The organism is Pseudomonas qingdaonensis (assembly GCF_018398475.1).
Lineage (GTDB): Bacteria > Pseudomonadota > Gammaproteobacteria > Pseudomonadales > Pseudomonadaceae > Aquipseudomonas > Aquipseudomonas palmensis.
This window is the reverse complement of sequence record NZ_CP074676.1, coordinates 3,444,851-3,465,847: the sequence shown is the minus strand read 5'-3', so window position 1 is coordinate 3,465,847 and position 20,997 is coordinate 3,444,851. Positions and strand designations below refer to the sequence as shown.

The following is a 20,997-nucleotide window of genomic DNA, read 5'->3' as shown; positions in this document are numbered from 1 at the left end:
CATAAGCGGGCTAGCACCATCCCATGACCGCCGCGCGGCTGTCCATCAGCTTTGTTCGACCACCGCAGTGTCGGCCTGGGCGTCACGCCGGCGCCAGCCGGTCACGCGCATCACCACCACGAAGAACACCGGCACGAACACGATCGCCAGCGTGGCGCTGAGCATGCCGCCGATCACTCCGGTGCCGATGGCCTGCTGACTCGCCGAGCTGGCGCCGGTGGCAATCGCCAGCGGCACCACGCCCAGGATGAACGCCAGCGAGGTCATCACGATGGGCCGCAGGCGCAGGCGCGCGGCCTGCACGGTGGCCTCGACCAGGTCATGCCCTTCGTCCACCAGGCTCTTGGCGAACTCGATGATCAGGATCGCGTTCTTCGCCGACAGGCCGATCAGGGTGATCAGGCCGACCTTGAAGAACACATCGTTGGGCATGTCGCGCAGGGTCACCGCCAGCACCGCACCGAGCACGCCCAGCGGCACCACCAGCAGCACCGAGGTAGGGATCGACCAGCTTTCGTACAGCGCCGCCAGGCACAAAAACACCACCAGCAGCGACAGCGCCATCAGCATCGGTGCCTGCGCCCCGGACAACTGCTCCTGCAGCGACAGCCCGGTCCATTCCAGGCCAAAGCCCAGCGGCAGGGCATCGACCAGGCGCTGCACCTCGGCCATCGCCGCGCCCGAGCTGTAGCCCGGTGCCGGCTCGCCCGACACGGCAATGGCCGGGTAGCCGTTGTAGCGGGTCAGTTGCACCGGCCCCGATACCCACTGCGCCTGGGCGAAGGCCGACAACGGCACCATCTTGCCGCTGGTGTTGCGCACGTGGATCTTGAGCAGGTCCTCGACCTGGCTGCGCTGGTCGCCCTCGGCCTGCACCACCACCCGCTGCATGCGGCCCTGGTTGGGGAAGTCGTTGACGTAGGTCGAGCCGATGGCCGTGTTGAGCACCGTGCCGATGTCGTCGAACGACACGCCCAGCGCGTTGGCCTGCTTGCGGTCGATCAGCAACTGCACCTGCGGGCTTTCGGCCAGGGCGCTCTCGCGCACGTTGGCCAGCACCGGGCTTTTCGCGGCCTCGGCCAGCAACTGGTCACGCGCCGCCATCAGCCCGGCATGGCCCACGCCGGCACGGTCCTGCAGGCGGAACTCGAAACCGGTCGAGGTGCCCAGGCCATCCACCGAGGGCGGCAGCACCGCATAGGCCACCGCGTTCTTGAACTGGCTGAAGGCGATGTTGGCGCGCTCGGCGATGGCCTCGGCGCTGTCCTTGGCGGTGCGCTCGGACCAGTCCTTGAGCGTGGTGAACACCAGCGCCGCGTTCTGCCCGCTGCCCGAGAAACTGAAGCCCAGGATCACCGTGGTGTTGCCCACGCCAGGTTCGCCTGCGCTGTGCGCCTCGATCTGCTCGGCCACCTGCACGGTACGGTTGCGGCTGGCGCCGGGCGGCAGCTGCACGTCGGTGATGGTGTAGCCCTGGTCTTCGGTGGGCAGGAACGAGGAGGGCAGCTGGCTGAAGGTCCAGCCCAGCGCCACCAGCAGCAGGCCATACACCACCAGGTAGCGGCCGCTGCGCTGGATCGCGTGCATCACCCAGCGCTGGTAGCCGTTGCTCATGCCTTCGAACTTGCGGTTGAACCAGCCGAAGAAACCGCGCTTGACGTGGTGTTCGCCCTTGGCGATCGGCTTGAGCAGGGTGGCGCACAACGCCGGGGTCAGGCTCAGGGCAAGGAACGCCGAGAACAGGATCGATACCGCCATCGACGCCGAGAACTGCTGGTAGATCACCCCCACCGAGCCCTGCATGAACGCCATCGGCACGAACACCGCCACCAGCACCACGGTGATGCCGACGATGGCGCCGCTGATCTGCTGCATGGCCTTGCGCGTGGCTTGCTTGGGCGGCAGGCCTTCCTCGGCCATGATCCGCTCGACGTTCTCCACCACCACGATGGCGTCGTCCACCAGAATGCCGATGGCCAGCACCATGCCGAACAGGGTCAGCACGTTGATCGAGAAGCCCAGCGTCAGCATCACCGCGAAGGTGCCCATCAGTGCCACCGGCACCACCAGGGTCGGGATCAGCGTGTAGCGGATGTTCTGCAGGAACAGGAACATCACCAGGAACACCAGCACCATGGCCTCGATCAGGGTGTTGATCACCTGTTCGATGGACACCTTGACGAACGGCGAAGTGTCATACGGGATGTCGTACACCGCCCCGGGCGGGAAGTAGCGCGACAGCTCGTCCATCTTGGCCTTGACCAGGGTTGCGGTCTGCATGGCGTTGGCACCGGGCGCCAGCTGCACGCTGAAAGCGGTGGACGGCTTGCCGTTCAGGCGCGTGCCGTACTGGTACTCCTGGGCGCCGATCTCGACCCGCGCCACATCACCCACGGTGACCCGCGAGCCATCCGCATTGGCGCGCAGCACGATGTCGGCGAACTCCTGGGGCGTCGACAGCTGGCCCTTGATCAGCACGTTGGCAGTGATTTCCTGGGTCGGGCTGCCGGGCAGGTCGCCGATGCTGCCAGGGGCCACCTGGGCGTTCTGCGCGGCAATCGCAAGGTTCACATCCTCGGGGGTGAGGTTGAAGCCGATCAGCTTCTGCGGGTCGAGCCAGATACGCATGGCGCGTTCCGAGCCATACAGCTGCGCCTTGCCCACGCCCGGTACGCGGCGCACCTCGTTCATCACGTTGCGCGCCAGAAAGTCGCTCAGCGCGGTTTCGTCTAGGCGGTCATCGTCGGCGGTCAGGGTCACCAGCATCAGGAACCCGGTGGAGATCTTCTCCACCTGCAGGCCCTGCTGGGTCACCGCCCGCGGCAGGCGCGACTCGACGATCTTCAGGCGGTTCTGCACATCGACCTGGGCCAGTTCCGGGTTGGTGCCCGGCTGGAAGGTCGCCGTTACCGTGGCGCTGCCCAGGCTGCTGGTGGACTGGAAGTACAGCAGGTGATCGGCGCCGTTGAGCTCCTGCTCGATCAGGCTGACCACGCTCTCGTCCATGGTCTGCGCCGAGGCACCGGGGTATACCGCGTACACCTCGATCTGTGGCGGCGCCACGTTGGGGTACTGGGCCACCGGCAACTGCGGGATGGCCAGCGCACCGCCGAGCAGGATGAACAGCGCGACCACCCAGGCGAACACCGGGCGGTCAATAAAGAACTGCGGCATGGATCAGGGCCTCACTGGGCGGTGGTCTGGGCGATGGGGGCAGCCGTGTCGGTGGCGGGGGTCACGCTCACCTGGTCACCCACCTTCACGTGCTGCAGGCCTTCGGTGACGATGCGATCGCCTGGGGCCAGGCCCTCGGTGACGATCCAGCGGTCCTGCTGCACGCTGCCCAGCACCACGGCGCGCTCGCTCACGCGCTGCTCGGCGTCCACCAGCAGCACCCGCGGCAGGCCCGCGCTGTCACGCAGGATGGCCTGCTGCGGCACGCTGATGCCCTTGGGCTGCACCGCCTGTTCCAGGCGCACGCGGATGAAGCTGCCGGGCAGCAGGTCCAGGTCGGGGTTGGGGAACTCGCTGCGCAGGGTGATCTGGCCGGTGCTCGGGTCCACGCTGATGTCGGAGAACAGCAGCTTGCCCGCCAGCGGGTAAGGCGTGCCGTCATCCTGGATCAGCGTGGCGCGGGCCTGGTCCTGGCCCACCTGCTTGAGCTCGCCGGCACGCAGGGCACGGCGCAGGGCGTTGATCTCGCGGGTCGACTGGGTCAGGTCGGCATGGATCGGGTCGAGCTGCTGAATGATCGCCAGCGGGGTCGATTCGTTCTGCCCCACCAGCGCGCCCTCGGTCACCAGGGCACGGCCCACGCGCCCGGAAATCGGCGCGGTCACGGTGGCATAGCCCAGGTTCAGGCGCGCACGCTCGAGCGCGGCCTTGGCCGCTGCCACTTCGGCGTCGGCCTGCATGGCGGCGGCGCGGGCGTTGTCGTGCTCCTGGCGGCTGATCGCGTCGATCGAAATCAGCTCGGCGTAGCGCTGGTCCTGCAGGCGCGCCTGAAAGCGCGTGGCCTCGGCCTTGGCCAGGTTGGCGCGGGCGCTGTCGTAGTCGGCCTTGAACGGTGCCGGGTCGATGCGAAACAGCACGTCGCCCTGTTTCACGTCGCTGCCCTCACGGTACACCCGCTTGAGCACCACCCCGGCCACCCGCGCGCGCACCTCGGCGATGCGTGGCGCCAGGATGCGCCCCGACAGCTCGGTGCTGATGGCCAGGGGTTGCTCGCGCACGGTTTCGACGCTGACGGCGGGCTTGGGGGCTTGTTCTTCGGCGGGCGGCTTGCTGTCGCAGCCGGCCAGGGCCAGGCTCAGCAGCAACAGGGGCGCCAGGGTACGCAGACGGACGGGGCTTGAACTGGGCATGCGGATCTTCCATAAATGACCCGGCAATGCTAAGGCAGCCGCGCTACAGGCAGTTGTTAAGCTATGTAGGGCGAGTGTGAAAAAGTGTGAAGAATTTCGCGACCTGCGAATAAGCGCTATATCCTGCCTGACTTTCCCGGCCTTTCAAACTACCCATGCCCACTATCCTTCTGGTCGAAGACGACTGCGCCCTGAGCGAACTGATCGCCAGCTACCTGCAACGCAATGGTTTCAGCGTCAGCGTGATTGCGCGGGGGGACCACGTGCTGGAAGAGGCGCGGCGCAGCAAACCCGACCTGGTGATCCTGGACCTGATGCTGCCGGACCTGGACGGCCTGCAGGTGTGCCGGCAGCTGCGCGCCGAATCGCTGCTGCTGCCGATCCTCATGCTCACCGCCCGCGACGACAGTCACGACCAGGTGCTGGGCCTGGAGATGGGCGCCGACGACTACGTCAGCAAGCCGTGCGAGCCGCGCGTGCTGCTGGCGCGGGTGCGAACCCTGCTGCGGCGCAGCAGCATCAACGAGCCGCATCTCGAGAGCGACCTGATCGTGATCGGCGGGCTGCGCATCGACCTGGCCGAACGCACCGTGCTGTGGCGCGACCAGACGGTGGAGTTGTCCAGCGGCGAGTTCAACCTGCTGGTGGTGCTGGCGCGCAATGCCGGCAGCGTGCTCAGCCGCGACTGCATCCTGCAGCAGTTGCGCGGCATCGAGTTCAACGGCACCGACCGCTCGGTGGACGTGGCCATCTCCAAGCTGCGGCGCAAGTTCGACGACAGCGCCGGCGAGGCGCGCAAGATCAAGACGGTGTGGGGCAAGGGCTACCTGTTCAGCCGAGTCGAGTGGGAATTCTGAGGAGCGGCCACGGCCATGCTGAAAATTCTGGTACGCCTGTACCTGGTGACCATCGTCGCGTATGCCGGGTCGATCTTCCTGATCCCCGAACTCATCCTGCATGTGTTCCATGACCGCTACATCGCCTACAACCAGGACCAGGCGCGGGGCGTGCAGCGCCTGATCGTCAACCAGTTCCACCTCAAGCACCGCGACAGCTGGCCCCAGGTGGCCGAGGCGCTGAACACCGATTTCGCCCCCCTCAGCATCGAGCTGCGCCGGCGCGCCGACCTGGACCTGAACGCCGAGGAGCAGGCGCACCTGCAGGCCGGCCAGTACGTGGTGCGCCTGGGGGAGTGGGGCTATTACGAAACCGCCCTGGCGCCGCTGGACAGCGAGTGGATGGTGGTGCTGCGCAACCCGCCGGACCCGGCGGACATCTACCTGCTGTCGTGGGGCATCACCGTGCTGATCGGTGCGGCGCTGCTGGGCTGCCTGCTGTTCTGGGTGCGCCCGCACTGGCGTGACCTGCAGCGGCTCAAGGCCACTGCGCAGCGCCTGGGCGAAGGCAACCTGGCGGAGCGCACGCTGATCTCGCCACGCTCGAACATCGGCGCGTTGGCCAAGGTGTTCGACACCATGGCGGCGGATATCGAATGCCTGCTGACCCAGCAGCGCGAGTTGCTCAATGCGGTGTCGCATGAGCTGCGCACGCCGCTGACCCGCCTGGATTTCGGCCTGGTGCTGCTGTACGACGAAATGCCCCCGGCCAGTCGCAAGCGCCTGCTGGAACTGGTGGGGCACGTGCGCGAGCTGGATGCGCTGGTACTTGAGCTGCTGTCGTACAACCGCTTGCAGAATGGCCAGGGTGGCGAGCGGGTGGAGGTGGCGCTGCCCGAGTTCGTCGACAGCATCCTGGGCAGCTATGCCGAAGAGCTGGATGGGCGCGGGGTGAGCCTGGAGGTGCGTGCCGAGCCGGATCTGCCGCGCTTTGTGCTGGACCCGCGGTTGACGGCGCGGGCGGTGCAGAACCTGATCCGCAACGCCATGCGTTATTGCGGGCAGCGCATCCTGCTGCGCCTGAGCGTGGATGCCAAGGGCGCGTGCGTGCTGACCGTCGAGGATGACGGCATTGGCATTCCGCAGGAGGAGCGCGAGCGCATCTTCCAGCCGTTCTACCGCCTGGATCGCAGTCGGGACCGTGCCACGGGCGGGTTTGGCCTGGGGTTGGCGATCAGCCGTCGGGTGATCGAGGGGCAGGGTGGCACCCTGACGGTGGGGCAGTCGGCGTTGGGGGGGGCACAGTTTCGCATCTGCTTGCCGCGGGGGCGGTAGGGGCCGCTGCGCGGCCCATCGCGGGTCAAGCCCGCTCCCACAGGTTTTGCACAGGCCCGGGGTCCCCACGGTACCTGTGGGAGCGGGCTTGCCCCGCGATGGGCTCACGACGATCTTGCAGATCTTTACGCGGTCCTTGAGTCACCACCTGTGGGAGCTGGCTTGCCAGCGAAGAGGTCAAGCCCCACAGGTTTTGCACAGGCCCCGGGTCCCCACGGTACCTGTGGGAGCGGGCTTGCCCCGCGATGGGCTCACCACGATCTTGCAGATCTTTACGCGGTCCTTGAGTCACCACCTGTGGGAGCTGGCTTGCCAGCGAAGAGGGCGGCACTGACAACCCCCCGCAGTCGAATTCACGGCCCCGGCCGCTGCGGCCGCACCGACACCCCGAACGCATTGCCCATGCGCTGCCCCGTGGCCGACTGGTTGAACAACCCCAGCTGGTTCGGCGCGCGCCGGCTCACATCCACCTCCATCGCCTTGCGGTTGGCCTGCGCCGCGCGCTGCCCGTTGCCGTTCTGCAACTGGCGCGTCAGGCAGTCGTACGCCAGCGCCCGCGCCTGGCCCACCTGCACGTCGATGCAACCCTCGTCCTGACCCGCCTGCACCACGCCACTCGACAGGCCACTCAGCAGACCGGCAACCAGCCACAACCCCGCGATTCGACAGCCCATGTCCATGCCCTCCCTGAAGCGGTTTCCCCCAGTCTAGCCCCAGGCGACTTCCCACATCGTTAAGGTTTTTTGCCTACCGCTGTCACATCAGATTCATACACAGGCCCCACGATGGCGACTTTCGGGGGAGACACCGGTTTGCGCCACTGCCTTGCCAGAATCGCCGTGCTGCTGTTGGCCGTGCTGGCGATGCCGGTGCACGGCGCAGGCCCGATCCGTTTCGACATACCGGCCCAGCCACTGGACGAGGCGCTGCACGCCTTCGGCCAGCAGAGCGGCATGGCGGTACTGGTGGACCGGGAGCTGACCGCACGCCAGCGCTCGATGCCGCTGAGCGGCGCGTTCAGCGCCCGCGACGGCCTGCGCAGGCTGCTCGAAGGCACCGGGCTGATGGCCCGCTACAGCGGCGCCGAGGCCTTCACCGTGCAGCGCGTGGCACTGCCGGCAGCCGCGCCTAACCCGCGTGCCACAGGCGGGGGCGGCGCGGCCGGCAATTATGCGCGCACGCTGCAACGCGCCGTGGAACAGGCGCTGTGTGCCAGCGCGCTGGCACGCCCAGGCCATTACCGGGCCGCCGTGCAGGTATGGATCGACGCCCGCGGGGTGCTGGCCCAGAGCCGCCTGCTGGCCTCCACCGGCGATCACCGGCGTGACAGCGCGCTGGTCGAAAGCCTGCGCGCCCTGCGCCTGGAGCGGCCACCGCCCTCGGCGCTGGCGCAACCGGTGACGCTGCTGCTGTTGCCCGATACACGCATGGACTGCCCTTAATCGCATGGAGGCTAGGCAGTATGAATACACCTCTGGTCACGTTGTTCCTGACCTCTTACGACGAGTTCAAGGTGCGCCTCAAACGCCGCCTGGGTTCGGACGACCTGGCCTGCGACGTGCTCCAGGAAACCTACCTGCGGGTCGACCGCATGCAGGCCACCCACGTGCTGCACAAGCCCAACGCCTACCTCTACCGCATGGCCCTGAACATCGCCGCCGACCGGCGCCAGGCCGACGCCCGGCTGCTCACCGGCGCCGAGGTCGAAGACCTGCTGCAGGTGGCCGAAGACCAGGACCCGGCGCGCATTGTCGGCGGCCAGCAGGAAATCCAGTGCCTGCTCGGCGCACTCTACGAACTGCCGGCACGGCGCCGGCGTATCTTCATTGCCGCGCGCCTGGAGGAAGCCTCGCACCTGGAAATCGCCCAGCGCTTCGGCATCTCCACGCGCATGGTCGAGAAGGAGCTCAAGGCCGCACTGGGTTACTGCGCCACGCGGCTGGAAAGAAAAGTGTTCCAGCGGTTCGGTCCCGGTGCGGGAAAACCGTCTTGAACAATACACAGCGCCATTTTGATGCAGGCCCCTCAGACCATGACACCCCAGACTTCGGCTGAACCCAGCCTGCACAGCCAGGCCCAGGACTGGTTGCTGCTGCTTACCTCCGGGCGCGCCACCGTCGCCGACGCACGCGCCCTGCGCCAGTGGTGCGCACAGAGCCCGGCGCACGCCCAGGCCTTCGAGCAGGCCCGCCAGCTGTGGCAGCAGCTGGAGCCGGCGGCGCGCCAGGCCGAGCGCGTGGTGCCCCTGCGCACCCTGGGGCGCCGCGCGTTCCTGGGCGGCGCGCTGGCGGCCTCGGCAGCCTTCGTGCTGCTGCGCAGCAACCTGGTGGACGGGCTCGGCACGCCAGCGGCAGACTTTCACACCGGCGTTGGCGAGCAGCGGCGCATCGACCTGACCCAGGGCATCGCGCTGGAGCTCAACACCCAGACCCGCATCAACCGCAGCGGCGAAGCGATCGCCCTGCTCGAAGGCGAGGTCGAGGTGCTGGCCCAGGCCCCGGTGCAGGTGCAGGCCGGGCAGGCCTGGGTGTCGGCCCAGGCCGGGCGCTTCAATGTGCGCCACACCGATTCGGCCGTGTGCGTCACCTGCCTGCAGGGCCAGGTGCAGATTCTCTGGCAGGGCCGCAGCTTGCCCGTGCCCGCCGGCCAGCAGCTGCGTTACGACGCCCGCAGCGCCGGCAGCGCGCAGCCGTTCGATGCCGAACAGGTAATGGCCTGGCGCGAGCAGCGGCTGGTGTTCCATGACGCGCCGCTGAGCCAGGTGATCGACGAAATCAACCGCTACCGCCCCGGCATGCTGGTGCTGCTCAACCCCAGCCTGGGGCGACGCAAGGTGCAGGCGCGCTTCAGCCTGGCGCAGCTGCCAGGGGTGGCGCAGCTGATCCGCGACGCCTACGGCGCACGCTGCACCGAACTGCCCGGTGGCGTGGTGCTGCTCAGTTGAGCGGCCCCAGTACCTGGCGGTAACGCTGCGGGCCCTGCGCGCTCTGGCGCAGCAGTTCGATCTCGAGCCCCGGCGGATCGTCCCGGGCCTCGCCGGTCAGGTGCCGCCAGCCCTTGCCCGGCTCCCACACCCGCAGGTTGAATTCAGCCACATCCTCCAGTACCGCCACCCGGCCGGCAGGCGCCGGTAGCGGGAAGCGGTCGCGTGCCGGCGCCGCGGCGCGATACAGCGTGCCACCCTGCAACCACCAGCGCACGCGTATCAGGCCGTCGTCGGCGGCGCTGCTGCGAATCAGCTCCAGGCGCGCCGGGCGCCCGTCGCTGGCCTGCACCCGCACCGCAGGCAGCGGTTTTTCGCTGGGCGGGTCCATGCCCGCCAGCACCGGCTCGGCCAGTTCGCTGCTGGCACGCAGGGCCAGGTCGCGCTCCAGCTGGTTGAACACCCGCAACAGGGCGCGGGCCTGTTCGGTGCTGTCCTTGACGTGGCGGTCGGCGCGGCTGACGCTGTCCAGCCCGCGCCAGGCCACCAGGCTGACGATGGCCATCAACAGGATCGCCACCATCACCTCGATCAGGGTGAACCCGCCTTGCGGGTGGCGCCTCATGGCTGGTGCACCTCGACGCGGCCGGCGGCATCGCGGCGCACTTCGATCTGCTGCTGGCCGCTGACCAGGCGCAGGGTCAGCGGCTCGCCGATCCATTCCGGGTCGATGCGCACGGCCCGCTGCGGGGTGCGCTGCACCGTCACCGGCGCGGCCTGCCAGGGGCGCGGGCGCAGCAGCGGGTCGCCGTCCAGCGCCGCGCCGGCCCGCACAAAACGGTAGCCGTCGCGGTCGGCCTGCCAGAGCAGGGCGCGGCCATCGGCCTGCACCTCGCTCTGGGCCACCAGCAGCAATTGCGCCAGGCGCTCGGCGTCTTCGCGCAGCGCCCTGGCCGGGTCGGGGCGGATGTTCAGGCTGATGGCGGCGCTGGCGATGCCGACGATCACCAGCACCACCATCAGTTCGATCAGGGTAAACCCCTGTTGTGGATGGCTGCGTTGCATGGGGCGATGCCTCCTTGGCTGGTGACAGCGTGCACGGCGAAGATGATCGTCGTGTGAAACAAAAGCGTGAGAATCGGCGCGTATGCTCGGGCCAGGAACCACACGGAGACCGTTCCCCATGGCACTAGCATTCAAACCCGTGGCTGCCCCGCAACTGGTCCAGGGCGCGGCGCTGCTCGCGGCGCTGGCCGGGCTCGCGACCTGGGGCACGTTGCTCTGGACGCCCACCCCCCAACCAGTGCCGGCTGCCATGCAGCAGACCCTATCGGCACCCCCGGCCGCCGCCGGGCAGTGGTTCGCCAACCTGCCGGCGCAGGTCGACATCAGCCTCAGCGGGCTGCTGGCCGGCAGTGCCGGTGCGGTGGCCATCGTCTCGCTCAACGGCGGCGCGCCACAGGCCGTGCGGGTGGGCGAGCAACTGGCGCAGGGGGTGCAACTGGTGGCCATAGAAGCCGATGCGCTGGTGATCGAGCGCGCCGGGGAGCGCAGCCGCATCGGCATCGCGCGACTGCCCGAAGGCCCCGCGCTGCCGCGCCTCATTCGCCCCTAGGCGCCTGGCCCAGCCAGCTCTCCAGGCGCGCCAGCGGCGGGCCTTCACGGTCACGCTCGAACACCTCCAGGCGCACCTGCAGCAGCCCACCGGGGCGGCTGTCGACCTGCTGCTCGCAGCGCAGGCGCAGGCGCCCCTGGTCGCACTCCAAGCGGCGCAGGCCCGGGGTTGCCTGGCCTTCCAGGCGCAGTTCGGCAAGGCGCGCCTGCGCCGAGAGCAGGGCCAGCGACTTGTCGCGCAGCAGGCCATTGCCCTGGGTCATCAGCCCGGCCGCGCGCACTGCAGCGGCCATCGCCACGGCCACGATGGCCAGCGCCACCAGCACTTCGATCAGGGTAAAACCGGCCTGTTGCGGGCGGCGTCTGCGCATGGGCATCTCGGTGTGGGCAAAGCTGCATCCTAGGGGGTCTGTCTGACCGATTGGCGACCGGAACTCCCGAGGATTTTCAATACCACTGACATATGCCCTTGCCACAATCGGCCCCCGAATCCCGCCAAGGAATGCCGAGATGTCGCTTACCTGCCCACGCCGTTCTGCCCCCCGTCGCCAACGCGGCTTCACCCTGATCGAGATCATGGTGGTGGTGGTCATCCTCGGGATCCTGGCAGCGATGGTGGTGCCCAAGGTGCTCGACCGCCCCGACCAGGCGCGTGCCACCGCCGCCCGCCAGGACATCGCCGGGCTGATGCAGGCGCTCAAGCTCTACCGCCTGGACAACGGCAGCTACCCCAGCGCCGCCCAGGGCCTCAAGGTACTGGTGGAAAAACCCGCCTCGGCCAAGCCCGGCACCTGGCGCGCCTACCTGGAGCGCCTGCCCAACGACCCCTGGGGCCGTCCCTACCACTACCTCAACCCCGGTGCCAACGGCGAGATCGACGTGTTCTCGCTGGGCGCCGATGGCGAGCCTGACGGCGACGGCGTGAACGCCGATATCGGCTCCTGGCAGCTGTAGGCGCCGTGATGAGACCGTCCGCGCAGCAACGCGGAATGGCGATCATCAGTGCCTTGCTGATAGCCGCCGTGGTGGCGGTGATAGCAGCGGGCATGATCAGCCGCCAGAGCGTATTCACCCGTGAGCTGGAAAGCCTGCAGCAGCGTGCCCAGGGGCAGGGCGTGCTGCAGGCGGGCCTGGCCTGGAGCCGTGAGGTACTGGCCGAGCAGCGCCGCGTCGACCCGCTGGTACGCCTCGACCAGGGCTGGGCGCGCCCCATCGCCGGCATGCCGGTGGGTGAGCGTGGCGCGGTGTTCCAGGGCCGGCTGGAAGACGAGCAGGGCAAGTTCAACCTGCGCAACCTGGTGGTCGAGGAGCAACCCGACGAGCAGGCCCTGGCCACCTTCGAGCGCCTGTGTGCACTGATCGGCCTGGCCGCGCCGGTGGCGCAGGCGATCGCGGCGCGGGTGATCGACGGCTACCCGCGCCGGCAGGCGCCCGTAGCCGAGGCGGTGCACGGCTTCGACAGTGGTCGCGCAACCTCGCCGGGTGCCGCTTCGCGCCCGGTGCCGGCACGCCGGCCGATGCTGCGCAGCCTCGACCAGCTGGCCGTGCCGGGGCTGGATGCCGAAGGGCTGGCGCGCCTGCGCCGAGTGGCCACGGTGCTGCCGGCCAACACCTGGATCAATGGCAACACCGCGTCGGCCGAGGTGCTGGCGGCGCAGGTGCCGGGCTTGAGCGTAGACAAGGCGCGCCAGCTGATCGCCGAGCGCGACGGCGGGCGCTGGTTCGTCAACCGCGGGGATTTCGTCAACCGTCTGCAGATGCCCCACGTGGTCCTCGAAAGCGTGCCGGTGGGCATTACCAGCGACTGGTTCCGCCTGCACGGCGTGGCCCGTAGCGGCTCGCGCGAGGTGCGCCTGGAGGCGCTGCTGCTGCGCGGGCAGGCGCCCCTGGCACAGGTTGTCTGGGCACGGGTGGGCGCATGAAGGCACAACTGCACATGGCATTGCCGCGGCTGGCGGAGCTTGAGGGCGGGGCGCGGGTCGGCTATCGGCAACTGGACCGCCAGGGCCGGACCGAGGCCGAGGGCGAGGCGGCGCAGGCGCAGCTCAAGAGCCTGGCGCGGGGCCGCGAGGTGCTGGCGTGGCTGCACCCGGACGACAGCCTGTGCACCGAGCTGGTACTGCCGCCGTTGCCGGCGGCGCGCCTGGGGGCGGCGGTGCAGTGCGCTGCGCAGGGCCTGATACTGGGCGATGTGCGCGCCGTGCATATCGCCCACGGGCCACGCGCAGCAGACGGGAAGGTGGCGGTGGCATGGCTGGGGCAGGCGGCATTGCAGGGCCTGGCGCAGTGGCTGTCGAATGCCGGCCTCAAACCCCGGGGCCTGTACCCGACCCCGGCAAGGGCCGGCGCATGCCCGGTGGCGAGCCTGCACAGCGGCCTGCGCGCCCCTGGCGCCGCACAGCACGGCTGGCCACGGGCACTCGCCCTGTGCGCCAGCGCCGCCATGATCTGGACCCTGGGCCTGAACCTCTACGCCGCGCGGCTGGCCGACACCGGCCAGCAACTGCGCCAGCACATGCACCAGCAGGTACGCGCTGCCTACCCGCAGTTGCAGGTGATCCTCAACCCGCTGCAACAGGTACGCCAGCAGCTCGCCGCCGGCGACAATGGCGCGGTCGCACCCTTCAACCACCTGCTGCAGGCCGCCGGCAGCGCCATGCCGTTTCTGGCCGGCGCAGTCGAGCAACTGACCTACCACGACGGCGTGCTCGACCTGCAGCCACTGCCCGGCGCCGCACGGCCCCCGGCCGACAACGCCTGGCAAACCCGGCTGGCGGCGCAGGGCATCGAGGCCAGCAGCAGCGACCACGGCTGGACCCTGCGCCCGGCGACCGCCACGGGCGAGGAGGTGGCCAATGTTGAGTAAGGCACGGCACCCCCTGCGCCGCCTGCGCCCCTGGTGGCACGGCCTGAGTGCGCGCGAGCGCCGCGCCGTGGCCCTGACCGCACTGCTGCTGGGCACCACGCTGTGGTGGCTGGTGCTGGTGCAGCCGGCACTGGCGCGCATCGCCCACTGGGAGGCCGAAACGCCCAGGCTGCGCAGCCAGGCGCAAACCCTCGACGGCCTGCTTGCCCACGCCCCCTCACTGCCGGGCGCCGCGCAACAGGCGCCGGCCCTGCGCCAGAGCCTGGAGCACGCCGGGCTGGGCGGCCATTACCAGCTTCAGGCGGTGGAGGGCGGCTGGCAGCTCGATCTTGCCCAGGCCCCCGCCGAGGCCGCCACCGCCTGGCTGCTGCAGGCCCCCGCACAACTGGGCCTGACGGTGGTGCACAGCCGCCTGCAACGCGACCCGCTGGCCGACCCCTCGGCCACGGCGTCGTTCTCCGGAATCGTTCGCTTGGACCAGGCGCAAGGCGCTAAGGAATCGTCATGATGTGCACCCAACTGCCGCGCCGACTGGCCGGCCTGGCTCCCCTGGTACTGGCACTGGCCCTGGCCGGTTGCAGCCAGCAGCCTGCGCAGCCACTGGCCAGCAGCGAGCTGGGCCGACCGCTGGCCAACGTGCAGCCCGGGCCGACCAGTCTGGAACGCCACGGCCTGCAGGCGCGGGTCGAGCCACAGCGCCCGACCCCGCGTGCCCCCGCCCACCGCGCCAGGCCCCACAGCGATGGCAGCGCCAGTGCCGCACCGGGCAACCCGCTGGGCGACCAGCCGGTGCAGCTGAACTTCGTCGACGCCGACATCCAGGCCGTGGTGCGCGCCCTGTCGCGGGCCACCGGGCGCCAGTTTCTGGTCGACCCGCGGGTCAAGGGCCAGCTGACCCTGGTGTCCGAAGGCGAGGTGCCGGCCACACGTGCCTACGCCATGCTGCTGGCGGCCTTGCGCATGCAGGGCTTCAGCGTGGTCGACGTGGGCGGGGTCAGCCAGGTGGTGCCCGAGGCCGACGCCAAGCTGCTGGGCGGGCCGATCAACAGCAAGGATGCCGGCACCGGCATGCTCACCCGCACCTTCCGCCTGCAATACGAGAACGCGGTCAACGTGATCCCGGTGCTGCGCCCCATCGTGTCGCCCAACAACCCGATCAACGCCTACCCCGGCAACAACACCGTGGTGGTCACCGACTATGCCGAGAACCTCGAGCGTGTGGCCCGGCTGCTCGACAGCATCGACATCCCCAGCGCCATCGACACCGACGTGGTGGCGATCCAGAACGGCATCGCCAGCGACATCGCGGCCATGGTCTCGGAGCTGCTCGAAACCCAGGGCAACGACCCCACCCAGAAGATCAGCGTGATCGGCGACCCGCGCTCCAACAGCGTGGTGATCCGCGCCGGCAGCCCCGAGCGCACGCAACTGGCCCGCGACCTGATCTACAAGCTCGACAACGCACAGAACAACCCCAGCAACCTGCACGTGGTGTACCTGCGCAACGCCCAGGCCGGCAAGCTGGCCCAGGCCCTGCGCGGGCTGCTCACCGGCGAGAGCGACAGCAGCAGCGGTGACGACGCCCGCGCCAGGCTCAGCGGCGGTGGCCTGCTGGCAGGCAAGCAGAACGGCAGCGGCGCGGCGGCGAACACCGCGCAGACCACCAGCGCCACCCCGCCAGCCGCCACCTACGGGGCCAGCCTCGGCCAGGCCGGCAACGTCTATGGCAACGGTTCGCAGGGCAGCGAGCAGAACACCGCGTTTTCCGCCGGCGGGGTGACCATCCAGGCCGACGCCACCACCAACACCCTGCTGATTTCGGCACCCGACCCGCTGTACCGCAACCTGCGCGAGGTGATCGACCTGCTCGACCAGCGCCGCGCCCAGGTGGTGATCGAAAGCCTGATCGTCGAGGTCAGCGAAGACGACGCCAACGAATTCGGCATCCAGTGGCAGGCCGGCAACCTGGGCAAGAACGGCGTGTTCGGCGGCGCCAACCTGGGCGGTGCCGGGTTCAATCGCGGTGCCAGGAACAGCATCGACGCGCTGCCCCCCGGCCTGAGCGTGGGCGTGGTGGACGGCACGGTGAACATCCCCGGCATCGGCGAGGTGCTCGACCTCAAGGTGCTGGCCCGCGCCCTGACCAGCAAGGGCGGCAGCAACGTGCTGTCCACGCCCAACCTGCTGACCCTGGACAACGAGGCGGCGAGCATCTTCGTCGGCCAGACCATCCCCTTTGTCAGCGGCCAGTACGTCACCGATGGCGGCGGCACCAGCAACAACCCGTTCCAGACCATCCAGCGCGAAGAGGTGGGGCTCAAGCTCAACGTGCGCCCGCAGATCTCCGAAGGCGGCACGGTCAAGCTCGACATCTACCAGGAGGTCAGCAGCGTCGACGAACGCGCCTCCAGTGCCGCCGGCACGGTCACCAACAAGCGTGCCATCGACACCAGCATCCTGCTCGACGACGGCCAGATCATGGTGCTCGGCGGCCTGCTGCAGGACGGCTACACCCAGGCCAACGACGGCATTCCGTTTCTTTCCAGCCTGCCGGGGGTGGGCGTGCTGTTTCGCAACGAGCGCCGCGCCACCAGCAAGACCAACCTGATGGTGTTCCTGCGCCCCTACATCATTCGCGATGCCGAGGTGGGGCGCAGCATCACCCTCAACCGCTACGATTTCATCCGCCGTGCCCAGGGCGGGCTCAAGCCGGCCCATTCCTGGGCGCTGCCGGACGCGCAGATGCCGCTGCTGCCCAGCGCCGAGCAGGGCGTACCGCGCGCGGGCGCGGCCATCGGCACCCCGCGTGCGGCGATCCGCGCCGTGCCGCTGGATGAAGTCGGGGTTGCCCGGTGAGCCGCCTGCCGTACGCCTGGGCCAAGGCCCAGCGCGTGGTGCTGCTGGCCGGCGAGCACGCCGCGCCGCTGCGCCTGTGCCCCTCGACCCCGGCCTGGGCGCTGGGCGAGGTGCGCCGCCAGTTCGGCGAGCAGGCCGCCGAGCAGGTCAGCGAAGACGAGCTCGACCGCCTGCTGACCAGCGCCTACAGCGACAACGGCGGCGCCGCAGCGGCGGTCGGCGCGGCCGAGAACGACGTCGACCTCGACCGCCTGATGCAGGACATGCCCGAGATCACCGACCTGCTCGACACCCAGGACGGCGCGCCGGTGATCCGCATGATCAACGCGCTGCTGACCCAGGCTGCCGGCGACGAGGCCAGCGACATCCACATCGAACCCTTCGAGACCCACTCGGTGGTGCGCTACCGGGTCGACGGCACCCTGCGCGACGTGGTCTCGCCGCGCAAGGCGCTGCACGCGGCGCTGGTGTCGCGGATCAAGATCATGGCGCAGCTGGACATCGCCGAAAAGCGCCTGCCCCAGGACGGGCGCATCGCCCTGCGCGTGGCTGGCCGGCCCATCGATATCCGTGTGTCCACCGTGCCCACCGGGCATGGCGAGCGGGTGGTGATGCGCCTGCTGGACAAGCAGGCCGGGCGTCTGCAACTGGAAACCCTGGGCATGGCCCCGGCGCTGCTGGCCCGCCTGGACGTGCTGATTCGCCAGCCCCACGGCATCGTGCTGGTCACCGGGCCCACCGGCAGCGGCAAGACCACCAGCCTGTACGCGGCGCTGGCGCGGCTCGATGCCAGCGTCAGCAACATCCTCACCGTCGAGGACCCGGTGGAATACGACCTGCCGGGCATCAGCCAGATCCAGGTGAATGCGCGCATCGACATGACCTTTGCCGTGGCCCTGCGCGCGATCCTGCGCCAGGACCCGGACATCATCATGATCGGCGAGATCCGCGACCTGGAGACCGCGCAGATCGCGGTGCAGGCCTCGCTCACCGGGCACCTGGTGCTGGCCACGCTGCACACCAACGACGCCGTGTCGGCGGTCAACCGCCTGCTCGACATGGGCGTGGAACCCTTTCTGCTGGCCTCGGCGCTGCTCGGCGTGCTGGCCCAGCGCCTGGTACGGCGGCTGTGCCCGCACTGCCGTCAGCCCGACCCGAATGCCCCCGGCCAGTTTCGCCCCCATGGCTGCGCCAGCTGCAACCACACCGGCTACAGCGGGCGTACCGGGATCCACGAGCTGTTCTGCATCGATGACCCGATTCGCGGCCTGATCCACCAGGGCGCCGACGAACAGGCCCTGCGCGCCGCAGCGCGCCAGGCCGGCATGCTGAGCATGCGCGAGGACGGCCAGCGCTGGGTCGACAGCGGCAGTACCGCCGTGGAAGAAATCCTGCGTGTGACCCGGGACGCCTGATGAGCCGATACCGTTATGAAGCCGCCGATGCCCAGGGGCGCATCAGCCGTGGCCAGCTGGAGGCCGACAGCCCGGCGGCGGTGATCGGGCAATTGCGCGGGCTGGGCCTGAGCGCCTTGCAGGTCGAGCCGGAGCCTGCCGTCAGTGCCGGCGGCGGGTTGTTCGCCAGCAAGCTGTCGGATGCGGACCTGGCCTGGACCACGCGCCAGCTGGCCAGCCTGCTGGCCGCCGGGCTGCCGCTGGAGGGCGCCCTGAGCGCGACCCTGGAGCAGGCCGAACGCAAGCACATCGCCCAGGTGCTGGGCGCGGTGCGCGGCGACGTGCGCAGCGGCATGCGCCTGGCCGACGCACTGGCGGCGCGCCCGCGGGACTTTCCCGAGATCTACCGCGCACTGATCGCGGCGGGGGAGGAGTCCGGCGACCTGGCCCAGGTGATGGAGCGCCTGGCCGACTACATCGAAGACCGCAACACCCTGCGCGGCAAGATCCTCACCGCGTTCATCTACCCCGGCGTGGTCGGGCTGGTGTCGATCGGCATCGTGATCTTTCTGCTCAGCTACGTGGTGCCGCAGGTGGTCAGCGCCTTCACCCAGGCGCGCCAGGACCTGCCGGGGCTGACCCTGGCGATGCTTAACGCCAGCGACTTCATCCGGGCCTGGGGCTGGCTGTGTTTCATCGTGCTGGTGGCCGGGGCATGGGGCTGGCGTGTGTACCTGCGCGGCGCGTCGGCACGCCTGGCCTGGCACAACCGGGTGCTGCGCCTGCCGTTGCTGGGGCGCTTCGTGCTGGGCCTGAACACCGCACGCTTCGCCTCGACCCTGGCGATTCTGGGCAGTGCCGGGGTGCCGTTGCTGCGGGCCCTGGAGGCGGCGCGCCAGACCCTGGCCAACGACCGCCTCGACCAGTGCGTGAGCGAGGCCACGGCGCGGGTGCGCGAAGGCGTGGGGCTGGCGTCGGCGCTGGCGGTGGAGAAGGTGTTCCCGCCCTTGCTGATCCACCTGATCGCCAGCGGCGAGAAGACCGGCAACCTGCCGCCGATGCTCGACCGCGCGGCGCAGAGCCTGGCCAAGGACATCGAGCGCCGAGCGATGGGCATGACCGCATTGCTGGAGCCGCTGATGATCGTGGTGATGGGTGCGGTGGTGCTGCTGATCGTGATGGCGGTGCTGCTGCCGATCATCGAGATCAACCAGCTGGTGCAGTGATTTTTTTTGGGGGGGTGGGCAACACCCGAGTGGGTTGCCGGGGAATCCGGGACCTCGAGGGGCCGCCCCATCGGTGGTGAAGCCATCGCGGGTCAAGCCCGCTCCCACACTGACCTGTGTGGGAGCGGGCTTGACCCGCGATGAGGCCACCCGAAACACCCGAGAAATTACCCGCCAAGCTCCCGATGTTTTTTCCTCTGACTGTCACCGCGCACTGCCAACCTAAGCCTCGTGGATCGGCCAGCAAGCCCTCTGGATCAAGGCGCTGCGCCACGCCACCGTGACATGCAAGCGCGACTCACCTCAACGTACGAACACGACGAAAGGAGCTTCTTCATGTTTAAGCGCACTATGATCGCAGCCTCGCTGGCTGTTGCCGCACTGGCTTCGGCTCAATCGATGGCAGCGGTTGTCGGTGGCGGTGCCACCCTGCCACAAGGCCTGTACACCACCCCAGGCGTACTGGGCGCCGGTTTCGACACCTACACCGGTGTTGGCAGCGGTAAAGGCAAGTCGGCTTTCCTGTTCAACCGTGCCGCCGATATCAACAAGCCCGCCGGTGTGACCGTCGATTTCGCAGGCAGCGACTCGATCCTTTCCGATGCGGAAATCAACACCTACAACCTGGACCACAACAGCGCCGGCAACGACGTCGCCAACAAGTGGGGCCCGCTGATCCAGGTTCCGTCGGCAGCCACCTCGGTCACCATCCCGTACAACCTCAAGCTGGCCAACGGCACTGCCGTCAACGACCTGAACCTGACCAGCGCCCAGCTGTGCGGGATCTTCTCGGGTTCGATCAGCAACTGGAACCAGATCGACGCCAGCTACCCGAACAAGGCCATCAAGGTGTTCTACCGCAGCGGCAGCAGCGGCACCTCCGAGATCTTCACCCGTCACCTGAACAGCCAGTGCCCGACCCAGTTCGGCGTCAGCAGCACCTTCACCACCGCTCAGGTCGGTGCAGAGCCTGCCACGTTCCAGGGTGTTGCCCTGAGCGGCGATATCGTGACCTCGGTGTACGGCACCGAAGACGCCATCGGCTATGTAGGCCCTGAAGACGTGGATGCCACCAACAACGCCAAGGTCGCCCGCGTCAACAACCTGCTGCCAACCGTCGGCAACGTGCAGACTGCACTGGCCAACGCCGCGCCACCGGCCACCGCCGCCGCACGCGCGATTCCGCAGAACTGGGCCCCGGTGCTGGCCAACCCGGCCACCGGCTACTCCATCGTTGCCTACACCAACCTGATCTTCGGTCAGTGCTACAAGGACGCCGCAGACGGCACCGCCGTCGTCGCCTTCCTGAACCGTCATTACGGCGCCACCACCAACAACGATGCGGCCATCATCGCGCAGAAGCTGATCCCGTTGAGCTCAGCCTGGAAAAACGCCGTTCGCCTGCAGTTCGCCAACCAGTCCGGCGCACTGGGCGTGAACAACCTCAGCGTGTGCAACACCCAGGGTCGCCCGGCCTAAGCCGCGCCGACGCCTGTCGCTGTACCCCGTCGGTAACGGCTCGCGCCGTTACCGGCTTTTGCGTTTCAGAACGCCACCGATCACATGAACTTTGCGTGACAAAG

Annotated in this window: 20 protein-coding genes; 14 read left to right on the top strand and 6 right to left on the bottom strand. The window is 69.0% G+C overall.

The genetic code is table 11. The features are described from left to right. Positions 1-45: 45 nt before the first annotated feature. Positions 46-3,174 (bottom strand): efflux RND transporter permease subunit, encoded by a 3,129-nt coding sequence (locus KH389_RS15680; protein ID WP_123752453.1) that lies wholly within the window; start codon positions 3,172-3,174, stop codon positions 46-48. Positions 3,175-3,185: 11 nt separating this feature from the next. Further along, positions 3,186-4,364 carry an efflux RND transporter periplasmic adaptor subunit gene (locus KH389_RS15675; RefSeq protein WP_043859688.1) on the bottom strand — a complete coding sequence of 393 codons (1,179 nt, stop codon included), beginning with the start codon at positions 4,362-4,364 and terminating at the stop codon, positions 3,186-3,188. Between the two features lie 155 nt (positions 4,365-4,519). Between KH389_RS15675 and KH389_RS15670 the strand changes: the two genes are divergently transcribed. Next, positions 4,520-5,221 carry a response regulator gene (locus KH389_RS15670; RefSeq protein WP_213605801.1) on the top strand — a complete coding sequence of 234 codons (702 nt, stop codon included), beginning with the start codon at positions 4,520-4,522 and terminating at the stop codon, positions 5,219-5,221. A gap of 15 nt (positions 5,222-5,236) precedes the next feature. Then, the gene (locus tag KH389_RS15665; RefSeq protein ID WP_054916096.1) at positions 5,237-6,535 is read left to right on the top strand and encodes an ATP-binding protein; all 1,299 of its coding nucleotides are present in this window, start codon (positions 5,237-5,239) and stop codon (positions 6,533-6,535) included. 353 nt (positions 6,536-6,888) lie between these two features. Here KH389_RS15665 and KH389_RS15660 read toward each other — a convergent pair whose 3' ends face one another. Continuing rightward, complete coding sequence (locus tag KH389_RS15660; RefSeq protein WP_054916095.1) at positions 6,889-7,209, bottom strand: hypothetical protein; 321 nt, start codon at positions 7,207-7,209, stop codon at positions 6,889-6,891. 138 nt (positions 7,210-7,347) lie between these two features. Here KH389_RS15660 and KH389_RS15655 point away from each other — a divergent pair, with 138 nt between their 5' ends. The 3 genes from KH389_RS15655 to KH389_RS15645 are packed head-to-tail and all read left to right on the top strand — an operon-like array spanning position 7,348 to position 9,479. Then, the gene (locus KH389_RS15655; RefSeq protein WP_240619901.1) at positions 7,348-7,977 is read left to right on the top strand and encodes an STN domain-containing protein; all 630 of its coding nucleotides are present in this window, start codon (positions 7,348-7,350) and stop codon (positions 7,975-7,977) included. A gap of 20 nt (positions 7,978-7,997) precedes the next feature. Then, complete coding sequence (locus KH389_RS15650) at positions 7,998-8,528, top strand: sigma-70 family RNA polymerase sigma factor (RefSeq protein ID WP_213605800.1); 531 nt, start codon at positions 7,998-8,000, stop codon at positions 8,526-8,528. Between the two features lie 39 nt (positions 8,529-8,567). After that, positions 8,568-9,479, top strand: a complete 912-nt coding sequence (locus tag KH389_RS15645) for a FecR family protein (RefSeq protein WP_196932333.1) — start codon at positions 8,568-8,570, stop codon at positions 9,477-9,479. Here the strand turns inward: KH389_RS15645 and KH389_RS15640 are convergent. Both KH389_RS15640 and gspH read right to left on the bottom strand, forming a co-directional pair. Next, positions 9,472-10,083, bottom strand: a complete 612-nt coding sequence (locus tag KH389_RS15640; RefSeq protein ID WP_213605799.1) for a prepilin-type N-terminal cleavage/methylation domain-containing protein — start codon at positions 10,081-10,083, stop codon at positions 9,472-9,474. The two genes, KH389_RS15645 and KH389_RS15640, sit on opposite strands and share 8 nt — an antisense overlap. After that, the gene (gene gspH, locus KH389_RS15635) at positions 10,080-10,523 is read right to left on the bottom strand and encodes a type II secretion system minor pseudopilin GspH (protein WP_043860348.1); all 444 of its coding nucleotides are present in this window, start codon (positions 10,521-10,523) and stop codon (positions 10,080-10,082) included. Before gspH ends, KH389_RS15640 begins: the two co-directional genes overlap by 4 nt. A gap of 118 nt (positions 10,524-10,641) precedes the next feature. On the opposite strand from gspH, the gene KH389_RS15630 reads away from it, so the two are divergent. Next, on the top strand, positions 10,642-11,073 hold the full coding sequence (locus tag KH389_RS15630; RefSeq protein ID WP_213605798.1) for a type II secretion system protein N: 432 nt from the start codon (positions 10,642-10,644) through the stop codon (positions 11,071-11,073). On the opposite strand, the gene gspI is transcribed toward KH389_RS15630, so the two are convergent. Continuing rightward, positions 11,060-11,443 carry a type II secretion system minor pseudopilin GspI gene (gene gspI / locus KH389_RS15625; RefSeq protein ID WP_043860346.1) on the bottom strand — a complete coding sequence of 128 codons (384 nt, stop codon included), beginning with the start codon at positions 11,441-11,443 and terminating at the stop codon, positions 11,060-11,062. The two genes, KH389_RS15630 and gspI, sit on opposite strands and share 14 nt — an antisense overlap. Before the next feature lie 139 nt (positions 11,444-11,582). On the opposite strand from gspI, the gene gspG reads away from it, so the two are divergent. The 8 genes from gspG (at position 11,583) to KH389_RS15585 (ending at position 20,893) form a co-directional block, all read left to right on the top strand. Further along, positions 11,583-12,026, top strand: a complete 444-nt coding sequence (gene gspG, locus KH389_RS15620; protein WP_054916090.1) for a type II secretion system major pseudopilin GspG — start codon at positions 11,583-11,585, stop codon at positions 12,024-12,026. A gap of 8 nt (positions 12,027-12,034) precedes the next feature. After that, on the top strand, positions 12,035-12,994 hold the full coding sequence (gspK, locus tag KH389_RS15615; RefSeq protein WP_244988642.1) for a type II secretion system minor pseudopilin GspK: 960 nt from the start codon (positions 12,035-12,037) through the stop codon (positions 12,992-12,994). Continuing rightward, positions 12,991-13,938 carry a type II secretion system protein GspL gene (gene gspL, locus KH389_RS15610; RefSeq protein WP_213605797.1) on the top strand — a complete coding sequence of 316 codons (948 nt, stop codon included), beginning with the start codon at positions 12,991-12,993 and terminating at the stop codon, positions 13,936-13,938. Before gspK ends, gspL begins: the two co-directional genes overlap by 4 nt. Then, positions 13,928-14,446, top strand: coding sequence for a type II secretion system protein GspM (gene gspM / locus KH389_RS15605; RefSeq protein WP_043860342.1), 519 nt, complete (start codon positions 13,928-13,930; stop codon positions 14,444-14,446). The genes gspL and gspM overlap by 11 nt, the downstream gene beginning before the upstream one ends. Beyond that, positions 14,443-16,794 (top strand): type II secretion system secretin GspD, encoded by a 2,352-nt coding sequence (gene gspD, locus KH389_RS15600; RefSeq protein ID WP_213605796.1) that lies wholly within the window; start codon positions 14,443-14,445, stop codon positions 16,792-16,794. The genes gspM and gspD overlap by 4 nt, the downstream gene beginning before the upstream one ends. After that, positions 16,791-18,209 (top strand): type II secretion system ATPase GspE, encoded by a 1,419-nt coding sequence (gspE, locus tag KH389_RS15595; protein ID WP_043860340.1) that lies wholly within the window; start codon positions 16,791-16,793, stop codon positions 18,207-18,209. The genes gspD and gspE overlap by 4 nt, the downstream gene beginning before the upstream one ends. Further along, positions 18,209-19,414: a type II secretion system inner membrane protein GspF gene (gene gspF, locus KH389_RS15590; RefSeq protein WP_213605795.1), complete on the top strand. Its 1,206-nt coding sequence runs from the start codon at positions 18,209-18,211 to the stop codon at positions 19,412-19,414. The genes gspE and gspF overlap by 1 nt, the downstream gene beginning before the upstream one ends. Positions 19,415-19,750: 336 nt before the next feature. Beyond that, on the top strand, positions 19,751-20,893 hold the full coding sequence (locus tag KH389_RS15585) for a substrate-binding domain-containing protein (RefSeq protein ID WP_054916084.1): 1,143 nt from the start codon (positions 19,751-19,753) through the stop codon (positions 20,891-20,893). Positions 20,894-20,997 lie beyond the last annotated feature (104 nt).